The 13643-nt window shown below is 69.9% G+C and carries 12 protein-coding genes; 6 read left to right on the top strand and 6 right to left on the bottom strand.

Translation table 11 applies throughout. From position 1 onward, the window contains the following. Positions 1 to 72 precede the first annotated feature (72 nt). The gene (locus tag ACRAQ3_RS14570) at positions 73 to 1584 is read right to left on the bottom strand and encodes a hypothetical protein (RefSeq protein WP_432255105.1); all 1512 of its coding nucleotides are present in this window, start codon (positions 1582 to 1584) and stop codon (positions 73 to 75) included. Between the two features lie 124 nt (positions 1585 to 1708). Here ACRAQ3_RS14570 and ACRAQ3_RS14565 point away from each other — a divergent pair, with 124 nt between their 5' ends. Further along, positions 1709 to 2452 (top strand): SDR family oxidoreductase, encoded by a 744-nt coding sequence (locus ACRAQ3_RS14565; protein WP_269397450.1) that lies wholly within the window; start codon positions 1709 to 1711, stop codon positions 2450 to 2452. A gap of 6 nt (positions 2453 to 2458) precedes the next feature. Here the strand turns inward: ACRAQ3_RS14565 and ACRAQ3_RS14560 are convergent, their stop codons facing one another. Next, the gene (locus ACRAQ3_RS14560) at positions 2459 to 2806 is read right to left on the bottom strand and encodes a hypothetical protein (protein WP_432255104.1); all 348 of its coding nucleotides are present in this window, start codon (positions 2804 to 2806) and stop codon (positions 2459 to 2461) included. A gap of 92 nt (positions 2807 to 2898) precedes the next feature. Here ACRAQ3_RS14560 and ACRAQ3_RS14555 point away from each other — a divergent pair, with 92 nt between their 5' ends. The 4 genes from ACRAQ3_RS14555 (at position 2899) to ACRAQ3_RS14540 (ending at position 7279) form a co-directional block, all read left to right on the top strand. After that, positions 2899 to 4083 carry a TIGR03862 family flavoprotein gene (locus ACRAQ3_RS14555; protein ID WP_432255103.1) on the top strand — a complete coding sequence of 395 codons (1185 nt, stop codon included), beginning with the start codon at positions 2899 to 2901 and terminating at the stop codon, positions 4081 to 4083. A gap of 88 nt (positions 4084 to 4171) precedes the next feature. After that, positions 4172 to 6319: a YjbH domain-containing protein gene (locus ACRAQ3_RS14550; protein ID WP_432255102.1), complete on the top strand. Its 2148-nt coding sequence runs from the start codon at positions 4172 to 4174 to the stop codon at positions 6317 to 6319. A gap of 14 nt (positions 6320 to 6333) precedes the next feature. Beyond that, positions 6334 to 6957 carry a YjbF family lipoprotein gene (locus tag ACRAQ3_RS14545; RefSeq protein ID WP_432255101.1) on the top strand — a complete coding sequence of 208 codons (624 nt, stop codon included), beginning with the start codon at positions 6334 to 6336 and terminating at the stop codon, positions 6955 to 6957. Positions 6958 to 7057: 100 nt separating this feature from the next. Next, positions 7058 to 7279, top strand: a complete 222-nt coding sequence (locus ACRAQ3_RS14540) for a hypothetical protein (RefSeq protein WP_085895362.1) — start codon at positions 7058 to 7060, stop codon at positions 7277 to 7279. A gap of 166 nt (positions 7280 to 7445) precedes the next feature. On the opposite strand, the gene holA is transcribed toward ACRAQ3_RS14540, so the two are convergent. The 4 genes from holA to ACRAQ3_RS14520 all read right to left on the bottom strand — a co-directional run bounded on the left by holA (position 7446) and on the right by ACRAQ3_RS14520 (position 12801). Continuing rightward, positions 7446 to 8468, bottom strand: coding sequence for a DNA polymerase III subunit delta (gene holA, locus ACRAQ3_RS14535; RefSeq protein WP_432255100.1), 1023 nt, complete (start codon positions 8466 to 8468; stop codon positions 7446 to 7448). Further along, complete coding sequence (gene lptE / locus ACRAQ3_RS14530) at positions 8465 to 8953, bottom strand: LPS assembly lipoprotein LptE (RefSeq protein ID WP_432255099.1); 489 nt, start codon at positions 8951 to 8953, stop codon at positions 8465 to 8467. Before lptE ends, holA begins: the two co-directional genes overlap by 4 nt. After that, on the bottom strand, positions 8940 to 11498 hold the full coding sequence (gene leuS / locus ACRAQ3_RS14525) for a leucine--tRNA ligase (RefSeq protein ID WP_432255098.1): 2559 nt from the start codon (positions 11496 to 11498) through the stop codon (positions 8940 to 8942). The genes lptE and leuS overlap by 14 nt, the downstream gene beginning before the upstream one ends. Positions 11499 to 11700: 202 nt before the next feature. After that, a complete protein-coding gene (locus ACRAQ3_RS14520) occupies positions 11701 to 12801 on the bottom strand; it encodes a porin (protein WP_432255097.1) in 1101 nt (366 codons plus the stop codon). Between the two features lie 180 nt (positions 12802 to 12981). Between ACRAQ3_RS14520 and ACRAQ3_RS14515 the strand changes: the two genes are divergently transcribed. After that, entirely contained in the window at positions 12982 to 13629 is a 648-nt protein-coding gene (locus tag ACRAQ3_RS14515; protein WP_432255096.1) for a YggS family pyridoxal phosphate-dependent enzyme, read from the top strand. Positions 13630 to 13643 lie beyond the last annotated feature (14 nt).

The following is a 13643-nucleotide window of genomic DNA, read 5'->3' as shown; positions in this document are numbered from 1 at the left end:
CCTTTCGGGCTGTCGCCCGACCATCTAGCGCGCCCGCGCCGCGCTGGAAAGCGAGGCCGCGGGCGGTGCGCCTCACTTGATCCGCTGGCCGTTGGCGACGACGTGGCCCTCGGCGTTGATCTCGATCTCCGAGCGCAGCTCGTCATTGCCGATCGGGGTGGTGAACAGCCCCAGCATCATCCGCGCGCCCATCAGCTGCTCGGCCGGGATCACGCCCAGCGTCGAGAGGTTCTCGATCAGCGCGTTCAGGCCGGCGATCTTCAGCTCGATTTTGCCCTCGGGACGGGGAAAGCCCTCGAAGGTCTCGAAATCCTCGTTGTCGAAAGTGAAGGCGCCGTCGCCCAGAAGTTCGGCACCGGCGAGACGCAGCACCAGCCGGTCCAGCATCAGGCTCTCGATCTCGGGCGCGGCCTCGGCCATCGCGGCCTCCTCGCCCACCGCCTCGGCGGTGTCGGGATCGGTAAGATCCTGCGGCAGCCGGGCGGTGCCCGACAGCTCGGCGATCAGCGTCGCGGGCTCGCGCGGCAGCACCGCGGCGGGATCGAACAGCGTCCAGACCGGGTCGCCGAGCGTCAGGCTGTCGAGCGTGACCCGCGCCGAGAAATCCTGCGCCGCCTCGCCCGCCGCCAGAGGCGCGTCGAGGCCGAAGCCGTATTCGCCGACCGCGATCTCGACCGGGAAGGGCAGCGGACCGGTGAGCCGCAGGTCAAGCCCCTTGGTCGATGAGGCATAGGCGGCGCGGGCCGGGTCGAGCGTCAGTTCGACCGCGCTCGAAACGGTGCGCGCGGTGCCGGCGGCACGCCCCTCGGGCCCTTCGCCTTCGAACTCCACCAGCGCCGGGCCGGTGGCGTAGTCGAAGCCGAGCGCGAATCCCTCGGGCAGCGCCTCGGCTTCTTCCATGCCTTCGGGCAGCGCCAGCGCACCGGACAGGGCGATCTCGGCGACGCTGCCTTTGATCGAAACGGTGCCCCCCTCCTCGCGGTCCTCGCCCTCGATCGACAGTTCGAGCGTCTCGGCGGCGATGTCGTAATCGGTGCGGCGCAGCCCCTCGGCGCCGGTCTCGGACAGGTAGCTGCCGCGCAGGACGTTGAGCGCGAGCGTCGCCTCGGCCGGCATCTGCACCCCGTCCTCGCGCAACGCCTCGAGCACCAGCGCGTAGCGTCGCGCGGCATAGTCGTAGCGCATCGCACCGGGATCGCCGCTGACCGACACCTCGAGCCCGTCCTGCCGCACACCGAGGTCGATCTCGGTCTCGACCCCGACCTCGCCCATGCCGGTGATGACGACCGGGTAGCTGTCGGGCAGCGACACCGCGACGGTGCCGTCGCCGGCCTCGGTGAAGGTGATCTCGGCCACCCGCGCCACCAGTTCGCCATCCTCGCCCCGCATGGTCAGCACGAGGTCGGTGACGGTCAGGCCGTCGGCGGAGCGGGTCTCGGCGCCGGTCTCGATCCGGGTATCGCCGAGCCGGGCCGCCCCCTCCTGCCAGTCCTGCCAGACCTGCTCGGCGGTGACCTCGGCCTGTGCGGCGCCGGCCAACAGGATCAGCGCGCCGATCGGCGCGGTTTTGGACAATGCGGCCATGTCGGGCCCTCCTCGCATTCGCAGTTCCACGGGCCGGGCCCGTCGCGCCGGTGACCGGGGCGTCTGGACCGGAGACTAGGCCCCCGTTACGCTGGACGAAAGGTCAAAGCGCGGGGAGGGCGCGATGCAGGGGAAGACGGTACTGATCACCGGGGCCAGCCGCGGCATCGGAGCCGCCGCCGCGCGCGCCTTCGCCGGGGCCGGGGCCCGCGTCGCGCTGCTCGCGCGCAGCGCCGAGGCGCTCTCGGACATCGCCAAGGAGCTGGGCGAGGCCGGTCTCGCCATTCCTTGCGATGTCAGCCGCTACTGGGAGGTCGAGGCGGCGGTCGAGGCCTGCGTCAAGGAGTTCGGGCGACTCGACGTGATGGTCAACAACGCGGGCGCGATCGAGCCGATCGGCGCCATGGGCGGGCTCGACCCCGAGGCCTGGGGCAAGGTGATCGACATCAACCTCAAGGGCGTCTTCAACGGCATGCGCGCGGCGCTGCCGGTGATGCTCGAGCAGGGCGGCGGCACGATCATCACCGTCTCGTCGGGCGCCGCGCATAACGCGGTCGAGGGCTGGTCGGCCTATTGCGCCTCCAAGGCCGGGGCGGCGATGCTGACCCGCTCGCTCGATCTCGAATATCGCGGTCGCGGCATTCGCGCGATGGGGCTGAGCCCCGGTACCGTCGCCACGCAGATGCAGCGCGAGATCAAGGCATCGGGCATCAACGCGGTGAGCCGGCTCGACTGGTCGGTGCACATCCCGCCGGAATGGCCGGCCCGCGCGCTGGTCTGGATGTGCTCCGACAAGGCGCAGGACCAGGTCGGTCAAGAGGTCTCGCTGCGCGACGAAGAGATCCGCCGGCGCATCGGGCTGCGCTGAGAGGGCTCAGCGGCCGCGACGCTTGCCCGGCACCTTCGAGGAGAAGCCCGGCGGCCGCTTCGACACCCATGCGATGAACCTCTCCAGCCGGGGATGCGCGCGCAGCCGCTCCGGCGTGTTGTAGTCGCGCGCCAGCTCGGCTTCGCTCAGCGTCGCGTGGATCTCCTTGTGGCAGATGTGGTGCAGCAGCACCTGCGGCCCATGCGTGCCGCCCTTGAGCTTCGGCACGAGGTGATGCGCGCTTTGCGGCACCCCGGGCGGGATCGGCCGCCGGCACAGCGCGCAGAGCGGATCGGTGCGCGGTGTGGCGACGGACAGGGCCTCGGTCTGGCGTTTCTCGCGGCGGCTTGGCATGGGGAAAAGATGGGGCGCGGCGATGACGTCCTCAAGCGCGGCCTCGGGCCGCAGGTACGAAGGCGGTCCCCGGGGCCGCGGGGAGGCATGGCGTGCGGGCACTGGTGATCGGCGGCGGACCGGCGGGGCTGATGGCGGCCGAGGAGCTGGCGGGCGCGGGTCTCCGGGTGCTGCTGGCCGAGCAGATGCCGACCATGGGGCGCAAGCTGCTGATGGCCGGCAAGTCCGGGCTCAACATGACCAAGGAGGAGCCGCGCGAGGCGTTCGACGCGGCCTATGGCGCGGTGCCCGGGGCGCTGCGGGCGGCGCTGGCCGGATTTGGTCCCGAGGCGGTGCAGGGCTGGGCGCGCGGGCTCGGGCAGGAGGTCTTCACCGGTTCGACGGGCCGCGTCTTTCCCACCGTGATGAAGGCCTCGCCGCTGCTGCGGGCCTGGTTGGCGCGGCTGGCCGGGGCCGGGGTGGAGCTGCGCACCCGCTGGCGCTTCGTGGGCTGGGAGGAAGGCGGGGCCGCGTTCGAGACCCCGGAGGGGCGGCAGGTCGCGCAGGCCGACGTCACGGTGCTGGCGCTGGGCGGGGCAAGCTGGTCGCGGCTGGGCTCCGACGGGGCCTGGGCCACCTTGCTGCCGAACCACGTCGCGCCGTTCGGTCCCGCCAATATGGGCTTCGGCATCGACTGGTCGGCGCATATGCGGCCGCATTTCGGTGCACCGGTCAAGCCGGTGGCGCTGATCGCCGGGGCGCGCCGGGTGCGGGGCGAATGCGTGATCTCGGCGCGCGGGCTCGAGGGCGGCGGCCTCTATGCGGTCTCGGCCGATCTGCGTGACGGCGCGGCGCTGGCGCTCGACCTGCTGCCGGATCTCGACGCCGAGGCGGTGACGCGAAAGCTGGCGCGGCCGCGCGGCAAGGCGAGCCTCGGCAACCACCTGCGCAAGGCGCTGAAGCTCGACCCGGTGCGGCTGGCGCTGCTGCAGGAATTCGCGCGGCCATTGCCGAACGATCCCGACACCTTGGCGGCGCTGATCAAGGCGCTTCCGGTGCCGCTCACCGGGCCGCACCCGCTCGACGAGGCGATCTCGACCGCGGGCGGGCTGCGTTTCGACGCGCTCGACGCGGGCCTGATGCTGCGCGACCGGCCCGGCGTTTTCGCCGCGGGCGAGATGCTCGACTGGGAGGCGCCGACGGGCGGATACCTGCTTACCGCCTGTCTGGCCACCGGACGCCATGCCGGGCGCGCGGCGGCGGCCTGGGCCGGGGCGGGACCCCGCGCCGAGGGCTGAGGCGGGGCCGCGCGCCCGGTCGGCCCGGCTTTCAATTGCACCGAGGCGCGGCTAGGGTGCGGCGAGCGAGCAGGGAGTGCAGCACGACATGACGATCCGAGCGATGCGCCGGGGCGGGGCGGCCAGCCTTGCGGCCCTTCTGGCGGCCGGGGCGGTGAACGCCCAGACGGTGTCCGACAGGGGCCTGAGCTACACGCTTTATGGCACGCCGGGGCTGATCGAGATGCCCTCGGCGCTGAGCGCCAAGGATGGCCAGATCGCCGCGACGATCGGCAATTTCGACGGCCAGACCCGCACCACATTCACCTTCCAGCTGTTGCCGCGCCTCTCGGGCAGCTTCCGCTACAGCCGGATCGAGGATTACAGCCTGCCGGGGCAGCGGGGGCAGGAAGACACCTATTTCGACCGCAGCTTCGACCTGCGCTATCGCTTCAACGACGAGACGGCGGTGATGCCCGCCTTCGCCATCGGCCTGCAGGATTTCCTCGGGACCGGTGCCTATGGGGCGGAGTATCTCGTCGCGACCAAGACCTTCGGCGATACGCTGCGGGTTTCGGCGGGTCTCGGCTGGGGCCGCTTCGGCTCCCATAACGGTTTCGACAACCCGCTGGGCGTGCTTGCCTCGGATTTCGACGAGCGTCCGGATCTAGATTTCGAGGAAGGCGGCACGCTGGCCTTCGACCAGCTGTTCAGGGGCGACGCGGCGCTGTTCGCGGGGCTCGAATACGCCCCGACCGAAAAGCTCACGCTCAAGGCCGAATACTCCTCGGACGCCTATGAGCGCGAGACCGAGCTGGGGCTGATCGATCGCGATTCGCCGCTCAATTTCGGGGCGGTCTACCGGCCGTTGCCCGGCGTCCAGCTCGGCGCGTCCTGGCTCTACGGCTCGGAGCTGGCGCTGACCGGCACCTTCCTGATCGATCCGAGCGAGCGGCCCTATGGCCCCGGTCTCGATCCCGCTCCGGCACCGGTGAAGATCCGCCAGGGCGACGCCCGCGCGGCCCAGAGCTGGAATCGCGCGGCGCTGCCCGAAGCGACGATCGGCACGGCGCTGCAGCAGGCGCTGGCTGCCGAGGGGGTCGAATTGTCCTCGATCCAGCTGTCGGACCGCGCCGTGCGGCTGCGCTATACCAACACCCGCTACCGCGCCGAGGCGCAGGCGATGGGGCGGATCGCGCGGATGCTGAGCATCGGCCTGCCCGATTCGATCGAGAGCTTCACTCTCGAGCCGATGCAGCGCGGCGTGCCGCTTTCCGCCGTGACGCTGAGCCGGTCGGATATCGAGGCCTTCGCCGACACCGCCGGCGGCACCGAGGCGCTGTCCCGGCGCCTCGTGCTCGACGATGCGGGCCCGTCGGTGGGGCTGAAGCCGCTGCCGCGCGTCGATGACCGGTTCTCCTGGGGGCTCGCGCCCTATGCCCGCATCACCGTCTTCGACGGCGACGCGCCGTTCCAGGTCGAACTCGGCGCGCAGGTCACCGCCAGCTACGAGATCACCGACAGCCTCGTCGCCTCGGGCACGCTGCGCCAGCAGCTCTATACCAACCGCGAGGATCCCGAGCTGATCGTGGCCGAGGGCGGCGAGCCCTATCCGGTGCGCCGCAACGCCGCGCTCTACGCCAAGGAAGGCACCACCGGCTTCCGCGACCTGACGCTGGCGCAATACGGACGCCTCGCGCCGGACGTCTATGCCCGCACCACTCTGGGCTACCTCGAGGAAATGTATGGCGGCGTCTCGACCGAGGTGCTGTGGAAGCCCGCCGACAGCCGTCTCGGCCTCGGTGCGGAGGTCAACTACGCGCGGCAGCGCGATTTCGACCTCGGCTTCGGCTTTCAGGATTACGACGTCGTGACGGGCCATGCCTCGGCCTATTACGACTTCGACAACCGCTTCTACGGCCAGATCGATGTCGGCCGCTATCTCGCCGGGGATTGGGGTGCCACCTTCACGCTCGACCGCGAATTCGAGAACGGCTGGAGCGTCGGGGGCTATTTCACCCTGACCGACGTGCCGTTCGAGGATTACGGCGAAGGCTCCTTCGACAAGGGCATCCGGGTGACGATTCCGCTCGATTACGTGGTCGGCAAGCCGACGCGCCGCGAGGCGTCGAGCGCGCTCGCCTCTCTGCAGCGCGATGGCGGCGCCAAGCTGCGCGTGGACGGGCGGCTCTACGAGGTGGTCCGCGACGGCCACCTGAACGATCTCGACGATGGCTGGGGACGGTTCTGGAAATGACGATGCGGATCAGGATGACGGGCGCCCTCACGGCTCTGGCGCTGCTGGCGGGTTGCGGTGGTGGCGCGGGGGTCACCGCGGCGCTGCAAGGTGCGATCGCGCCGCTGGTCGGCACGCAGGCGGCCCCGGCGGGGGCCGCTGCCGCCGCTGCCCCTGCGGATCCCGCGACCTCGCGCCGGGTCGAGATCGCGGCGCTCGGCCTGTCGGGCACGGCGCGGCAGGTGATCGACAACGGTGTCTCGAAGAGCTTTTCGGGACCGGCCGGCTTCACCTACACGCTGCGGGACGGGATGCTGGTCTCGACCCGCGGCCTCGGCCCCGACCTGATGGCCGCCGATGCCCGCCAGAGCCGCGCCGCGCTGCGCGCCGGCGGCGGGCAGGCATTGCGGGTGCACGAGACGCTCGACGGGCTGGATCGAATCGAGCGGGCCGAGTTCAACTGCACCGTGAGCTTGCAAGGGACCGAGGCCGTTAATCTCGGCAATCGTCAGGTGACCGCCCGGCGGTTCGACGAGGAATGCCGAGGCACGGGCCTGATCTTCACGAACTATTATTGGCTTGACGCTGCGGGGGAGATCATTTCGTCACGTCAGTTCATCAGCCAAAGTGTTGCATATTTGCGCAGCAGCGATCTTTAGTTTCGCATTCGGGCCGCGCCACACTGGTCATCCAGCTTGTGTGATACACCTATCTTGGCTATAGCCGACCTAACGCTTTGTTATCAACTGGAGTAGAGACATGCGCCTCACCAAGACCCTCGTCGCCGCCGCCCTCGCCGGCACCATGACCGCCTCTTCGGCTTTCGCCGGTGGCCTGGCCGTCGAGATCGTCGAGCCCCCGGTCGTCGTGGTCGAGCCCGAAGCCGAGCCCCGCGGCACCCTGGCTGGCCCGCTCGGCTTCCTGCTGCCGCTGGCCGCTGTCGCCGGTCTGGTCGCTCTGGCCGCTTCGGACGACTCCTGATTTCAGGACCATCCGGCCTTCGGGCCGGATGCTTGAGACGGCGGGCCTTCGGGTCCGCCGTTTTTCGTTTGGGGTGCCTGCCTTCGCTGCCGATCGGCGGGGCCTGTCGGGGCGGCATTCGCCTGTGCAGGAGGGAATTGATTCCGATCAGCGCTCGGAATCGGGATCAGCGCCGCGCCATCATCGCCAGCCGGATCAGCGCCCGCTCGACCAGCGCCTGCGCCGGCGCCCGGCTTGCCGAGCGCAGCTGCAGGTCGGTCTCGATCAGCAGGCTCACCGCCCGCTCCAGCCGATCGCGGCCCCAGCCCGAGGCCTGACGGGTCATCGCGTCGCGGCGTGGCCCCCAGACCGGCGGCCTGAGCCGCGCGATTCCCTGGCCCGGCCCGCCCGGATCGCTGGCCACGGCGTGCAGCTGCCGGAAATGCCGGAGCGCCATGATGCATAGCGACACCGGCGTGGTGCCCTGCGCGTAGAGGCGGCGCAGCAAGGCCGCGATCTGCGGCGCCCGTCCCTCGGCCACCACCGCGAGCAGGGCGTCGGTCTCGGCCTCGGTGGAGCGGGGTGCGACGGCGGCGATGTCGGCGGCCGTGGTCGGCGTGGCGTCGCCATGCTTGTAGAGGCCGAGCTTTTCCACCGTTTGCCGGAAGGCGCCGGGATCGAGCGCGCGCGACAGCTCCGCGAGCAGCGCCCGCCCGTCGGAATCGGGGTCTGGCACACCGGCCGCGCCGAGCATCGCGGCGATCTCCTCCGCGCCGGGCGGATCGTCGTAGATCCCGATCGAGACGGCGATGGGCTGCGCCTCGAACAGCTTGCGCAGCGCCGATTTCGACGCCAGCTGCCCGGCGGTGGCGATGATCTGCGCGTCTCCGGGGCGCCAGTCCTTCAGCGCCGCGTCGAACAGGCCCGAAAGCCCGTCCGTCGCGCCTTCGACGAAGACCACGCGCGGGCCGGGAAAGAAGCCCTGCGCCTTCACCGCGTCGATCAGGAGCGCGCCCTCGCGGCGCAGATCGGCGGCGGGCAGGCGGGTCAGCCGCATCTCGGCCTCGGCATCGGGCCCGGCGAGTCCGGCGATCACCTCGGCCCGGCGCTGCGCCACGCGCATCGCGTCCTCGCCCCAGATCAGCGCGGCGGCGACCTTGGGGTCGGGCTTGCGGAAGAAGGCCGCAGCGTCGCGCGCCGAGAGCTTCATGGCAGCGCCGGGAGGACCAGCAGCCGGGTCACGATCTGGTCGGCGAGCAGCACCGCCAGCCGCTCGCGCGCATCGCGCTCGGCCGCGTCGGAGGCGACGGTGCCGAGCGTGGCGGAGTAACCCGCGAACTCCTCGACCGCGCCCTCGGCCAGGGCCGGGCCACCCGCGACCGGGCGCAGCGCGTAGCTCGCGCGTCCCAGCAACCGGTAGCGCAGCACCGCGCCATCGGCGCTGATCGCGGCCTGCTCGACCTCTTCGGAGGTCTCGACATCAAGCTCGTAGAGCGGCTCGACCGGCGCGCCGAGCCGGTCCAGCAGCCGGGCACGCAGCAGGTAGCCCGGAAAGCTCGCCGGCGCCTCGACCGCGACCTTGCCACGCAGCCGCGCGGCGTCGTTGCCCGGCCCGTAGGCCGGGGCGAAGCCGCAGCCGCCGAGCGCCAGCGCCCCCAGCAGCAGAGCGCGGCGGCCGGGCTCAGAGAACCACATTGACGATCCGGCCGGGCACCACGATCAGCTTCTTCGGCGCGGACCCGTCGAGCGCCTTCGCCACCGCCTCGTCGGCCAGCACCAGCGCCTCGATCTCGTCCTTGGGCATCGCCTTAGGCACGGTGATCTCGGAGCGGCGCTTGCCGTTGATCTGGATCGGCAGGGTCACGCTGTCCTCGACGAGAAAGCGCTCCTCCGCCACCGGCCAGGGGGCCCGCGCCACGAAGCCTTCGCCGCCGAGCCGGGCCCAGATCTCCTCCGAGAGATGCGGGGTCATCGGCGACATCAGCTGCGCCAGCACCCGGGCCGCGCCGCGCCGGGCCTTGGCCGAGGCGGTGGATTTCGACAGCACCGAGGTGAAGGCATAGAGCTTGGCGATGGCGGCATTGAAGCCGAAGCTCTCGAGCCCCAGCGTCACGTCGCGGATCGTGCGGTGCAGCTGGCGCATGAGGTCCTCGTCCTGCGCCGCATCTCCATCGCCGGCCTCGGCAATCTCGTCGGCGATGCGCCAGACCCGGGCAAGATGCTTGTGCGCGGCCTCGGCGCCGGCGGCGGTCCATTCGACATCGCGCTCGGGCGGGCTGTCGGACAGCACGAACCAGCGTGCGGTGTCGGCGCCGTACTGCGCGAGGATCGCATCCGGGTCCACCACGTTCTTCTTCGACTTCGACATCTTGGCCGAGGGGATGATCTCGACCTTTTCGCCGGTCGCCTTCAGCGCGCCGTTCTCGACCGTCTCGGGCAGGTGGTAGACCGGTCGGCCATTGGCGTCGCGGGTCTGGTAGATCTCGTGCGTCACCATGCCTTGGGTGAAGAGCGCGTTGAACGGCTCGATCGCCTTTTCCGGCAGGTGCCCCGTCACATGCATCGCCCGCGCGAAGAAGCGCGAATAGAGCAGGTGCAGGATCGCGTGCTCGATGCCGCCGATATACTGGTCGACATTCATCCAGTACTCGGCTTCGGCCAGATCGGTCGGCGTCTCGGCGCGCGGGCTGGTGAAGCGGGCGTAGTACCACGAGCTGTCCACGAAGGTGTCCATCGTGTCGGTCTCGCGGCGCGCATCCTTGCCGCAGCGCGGGCAGGGGACGTCGCGCCACGTGGCATGCCGATCGAGCGGGTTGCCCGGCACGTCGAAGCTCACGTCGTCGGGCAGGCGGACCGGCAGGTTCTCCTTCTTCTCGGGCACCGCGCCGCAATCGGCGCAGTGCACGATCGGAATCGGGCAACCCCAGTAACGCTGGCGGCTCAGGCCCCAGTCGCGCAGGCGGAAGCGCGTCACCCCGCGGCCGACGCCGTGCTCTTCGCAAAACGCGATGGCCGCGTCGATCGCCTGCTCGCCGGTCTGCTCGGTCTCGCCGGCGAAACCCTTGATGTAGATCACCGGCTCGGTCTTGGGCGGCACGAAGGCCGGGCCACCATCCTCGGCCAGCGCCTGTCCGTTATCCTTGACCGGGGCGAAGGTCGAGATCACCGGCAGGTCGTATTTGCGCGCGAAGTCGAGGTCGCGCTGGTCGTGGCCGGGGCAGCCGAAGATCGCGCCGGTGCCGTAATCCATCAGCACGAAATTGGCGATCCACACGGGAAGCTCGCGGCCCTGATCAAACGGGTGCCGCGCCGTGAGCCCGGTGTCGAAGCCCAGCTTCTCGCCGGTCTCCAGCGCTTCCTCGGTGGTGCCGCCCTTGCGCGCCTCGGCACAGAAGGCCGCCACGTCCTCGCGGTCGCGCTCCAGCGCCCGCGCCAGCGGGTGATCGGGCGAGATGCCGATGAAGCTCGCGCCAAGCAGCGTGTCGGGGCGGGTGGTGTAGACCTCGATCCGGTCATGGCCATGCGTGGGCTCGGTCAGGCCGAAGGCCATCTCGAGGCCGCGCGAGCGGCCGATCCAGTTGGCCTGCATCAGCTTGACCTTGGCGGGCCAGTCGTCGAGCCCGTCCAGCGCCGCCAGCAGCTCGTCGGAATATTCGGAAATCTTGAAGAACCACTGGGTCAGCTCGCGCCGCTCGACCTCGGCGCCCGAGCGCCAGCCCTTGCCGTCGATCACCTGCTCGTTCGCCAGAACGGTCATGTCGACCGGGTCCCAGTTCACCACCGCGTTCTTGCGGTAGACGAGGCCCTTTTCGAGCATGTCGATGAACAGCGCCTGCTGCTGGCCGTAATATTCCGGGTCGCAGGTCGCGAATTCGCGGCTCCAGTCGATCGAGAGACCCAGCGGCTTCATCTGCGCGCGCATGTCGGCGATGTTGTTGTAGGTCCATTCCTTCGGGTGCCCGCCCGAGGCCATGGCGGCGTTCTCGGCGGGCATGCCGAAGGCATCCCAGCCCATCGGGTGCAGCACGTTGTGGCCCGTCGCCACCTTGTGGCGCGCGATCACGTCGCCCATCGTATAGTTGCGCACATGGCCCATGTGGATCCGCCCCGAGGGGTAGGGGAACATCTCGAGCACGTAGTATTTCGGACGGCTCTCGTCGCGCCGCGCGGTGAAGAGGCCGGCCTCGTCCCAGGCGGCCTGCCATTTGGCTTCGATCTCGGCGGCGGTGTAGCGCGACATGTTGGGTGTCCCTCGGATGGTCTGGCACGTCTTGGGTGCGGGTCTGCAAGGGGGCGTTCCGGCCCGCTGGCGGTGATACTGCACATCGCGCGGACGTGCCACTCCCACGAGCCCCCGATTGCTCCCGCCGGATGCGGGCCCCGCAAAAGCGAAGGGCGGCTCCAATGGAGCCGCCCTTGCCTGAAGTTGTGATCCGGTCGGATCAGAACTCGAAGGAGACCTCGACGGTCGTGCCTTCCTGGTACTCGGGATCGCCGATCTCGTCCTCGGAGTCGTCGTTGTCGTCTTCGCCGTAGGAGACGAGCAGCTGGGCGCCTTCGGCCAGCTCGTAGGTGGCGGCGACGTAGTAGTCGTCACCCGCGTCAGCGACACCGGCGTAGAAGTTCAGGCCCTGGCCCATGTCGTAGCCGGCTTCGATCGCCCAGTCGTCGTCGCCGCCGACTTCTTCGTAGGCGGTGGAGACGGTGAGCGCGCCCGAGACGTAGTCCACGGCGACGCCGTAGCCGTCATCCTGGTCCGACTCGGCCACGTAGAAGGCGCCGAGCGTGACGGGGCCGACCGGGAAGGCGACCTCGATGCCGGTCGAGTCTTCGGCGTCACCGGTCACCGCATCCTCTTCGCGAGCATAGGCGACGTCGACATCGGCGCCCGCGAAGGCGGTGCCGACCGAGATGCCGAAGATCTCGTTCGGGTTGTAGTCGCCGTTGTCGATGTCGGCGGCTTCGGAGAAGTCGGTCTCTTTCTCCTGGTAGGCAGCGCTCATCTCGAACGCGCCGAAGGAGCCAGCCACGCCGACCGAGTACTGGTCGAGGGTGTCGCCGACCGGCTCGATGTTGCCGTCGGTGGTGTCGTCCACGAGGCCCGAGATGGAGACGTCGAAGCCATAGGCCATGAAGTCGCCGCGCAGCACGGTCTCGCCATCAGTCTCGGAGAAGCCGTCATGCGCCATTTCCGACACGCCGTCCCAGCGCAGGTTGGCAGCCATGTCGGTGTCGCCGAAGAACAGGCCGGCGGTCTCGGAGGTCAGCGACAGCACGTAGCCTTCGGCGAAGATGTCGCCTTCGAGCTGGTTGTCGACGACGTCGGAGGTGACGGTCGCAGCGGCGACGAGGCCGTTGTCGAGCTCCTGGGTGAAGGTGATGCCGAGCTCGGCATCCCAGTAGAAGCCGTCATCGTCGTCGGTTTCGGAAACGGACTCGGTGTCGTTGTAGCCGAGAGCGGCTTCACCGTTGAAGCTGATTTCAGCGGCGGCGGCGCCGGCAAAGGCCACGATCGAGGCCGAGGCGAGCAGGATGCGTTTCATGGATTTCCCTCGTGTTTGCATTCCCGAGAATGCCAGTCGAGCCAGCATTGGAGGTTTCATTGCGCACCAGACGCTTCACACTCAAGGAGTTTGGCCCCCCCTCCCGGTGCTGCCCGAAAATTGATGCAACGGGGTCACACACATGTCAGACACCCGCTCGGAACCAAACAGGAGAAGCCCATGTCGCTCGACCGGATCCGTCGAAGCATCGCCGAGGCGGCCCGCGCGGCCGGTCGTGACCCCGCCGACATCACGCTCGTCGCGGTCTCCAAGATGCAGCCCGAGTCGCGGGTGCTGCCGGTGCTCGAGGCTGGGCAGAGGGTCTTCGGCGAGAACCGGGTGCAGGAGGCGCAGTCGCGCTGGGGGGCGCTGGCGCCGCGCTTTCCGGGAACCGAGCTGCACATCATCGGCCCGCTGCAGACCAACAAGGCGCGCGCCGCGATGGAGATCGCCCATGCGATCCACTCGCTCGACCGGCCCCGACTCGCCGAGACGCTGGCGCGGCTCGCACAGGAACTGGGCCGCTGTCCCCAGCTCTTCGTGCAGGTCAACACCGGCGAGGAGCCGCAGAAGGCCGGGGTGCTGCCCGCCGAGACCGAGGGGTTCGTGGCGCGCTGCCGCGACCTCGACCTGCCGGTGGTCGGGCTGATGTGCATTCCGCCCGCCGAGGAGGACCCCGCGCCGCATTTCGACATGCTGCGCGAGATGGCCGCGCGCAACGGTCTCGCGGGGCTTTCGATGGGGATGAGCGGCGACTTCGAGGCCGCGATCGCGAGGGGCGCCACCCATGTGCGGGTGGGCTCGGCGATCTTCGGCGCGCGCGACTAGGGGCGACCAGGGCG

The sequence above is a fragment of the Limimaricola sp. AA108-03 genome, assembly GCF_050847355.1.
Taxonomy (GTDB): Bacteria; Pseudomonadota; Alphaproteobacteria; order Rhodobacterales; family Rhodobacteraceae; genus Limimaricola.
This window is presented reverse-complemented; position numbering and strand designations above follow the sequence as displayed.

Excerpts from the sequence above, each read along its gene's own strand:
- ACRAQ3_RS14570 (WP_432255105.1), bottom strand. The coding sequence starts at position 1,584 with ATGGCCGCATTGTCCAAAACCGCGCCGATCGGCGCGCTGATCCTGTTG.
- ACRAQ3_RS14565 (WP_269397450.1), top strand. The coding sequence starts at position 1,709 with ATGCAGGGGAAGACGGTACTGATCACCGGGGCCAGCCGCGGCATCGGA.
- ACRAQ3_RS14560 (WP_432255104.1), bottom strand. The coding sequence starts at position 2,806 with ATGCCAAGCCGCCGCGAGAAACGCCAGACCGAGGCCCTGTCCGTCGCC.
- ACRAQ3_RS14550 (WP_432255102.1), top strand. The coding sequence starts at position 4,172 with ATGACGATCCGAGCGATGCGCCGGGGCGGGGCGGCCAGCCTTGCGGCC.
- ACRAQ3_RS14545 (WP_432255101.1), top strand. The coding sequence starts at position 6,334 with ATGACGGGCGCCCTCACGGCTCTGGCGCTGCTGGCGGGTTGCGGTGGT.
- ACRAQ3_RS14540 (WP_085895362.1), top strand. The coding sequence starts at position 7,058 with ATGCGCCTCACCAAGACCCTCGTCGCCGCCGCCCTCGCCGGCACCATG.
- holA (WP_432255100.1), bottom strand. The coding sequence starts at position 8,468 with ATGAAGCTCTCGGCGCGCGACGCTGCGGCCTTCTTCCGCAAGCCCGAC.
- lptE (WP_432255099.1), bottom strand. The coding sequence starts at position 8,953 with ATGTGGTTCTCTGAGCCCGGCCGCCGCGCTCTGCTGCTGGGGGCGCTG.
- leuS (WP_432255098.1), bottom strand. The coding sequence starts at position 11,498 with ATGTCGCGCTACACCGCCGCCGAGATCGAAGCCAAATGGCAGGCCGCC.
- ACRAQ3_RS14520 (WP_432255097.1), bottom strand. The coding sequence starts at position 12,801 with ATGAAACGCATCCTGCTCGCCTCGGCCTCGATCGTGGCCTTTGCCGGC.
- ACRAQ3_RS14515 (WP_432255096.1), top strand. The coding sequence starts at position 12,982 with ATGTCGCTCGACCGGATCCGTCGAAGCATCGCCGAGGCGGCCCGCGCG.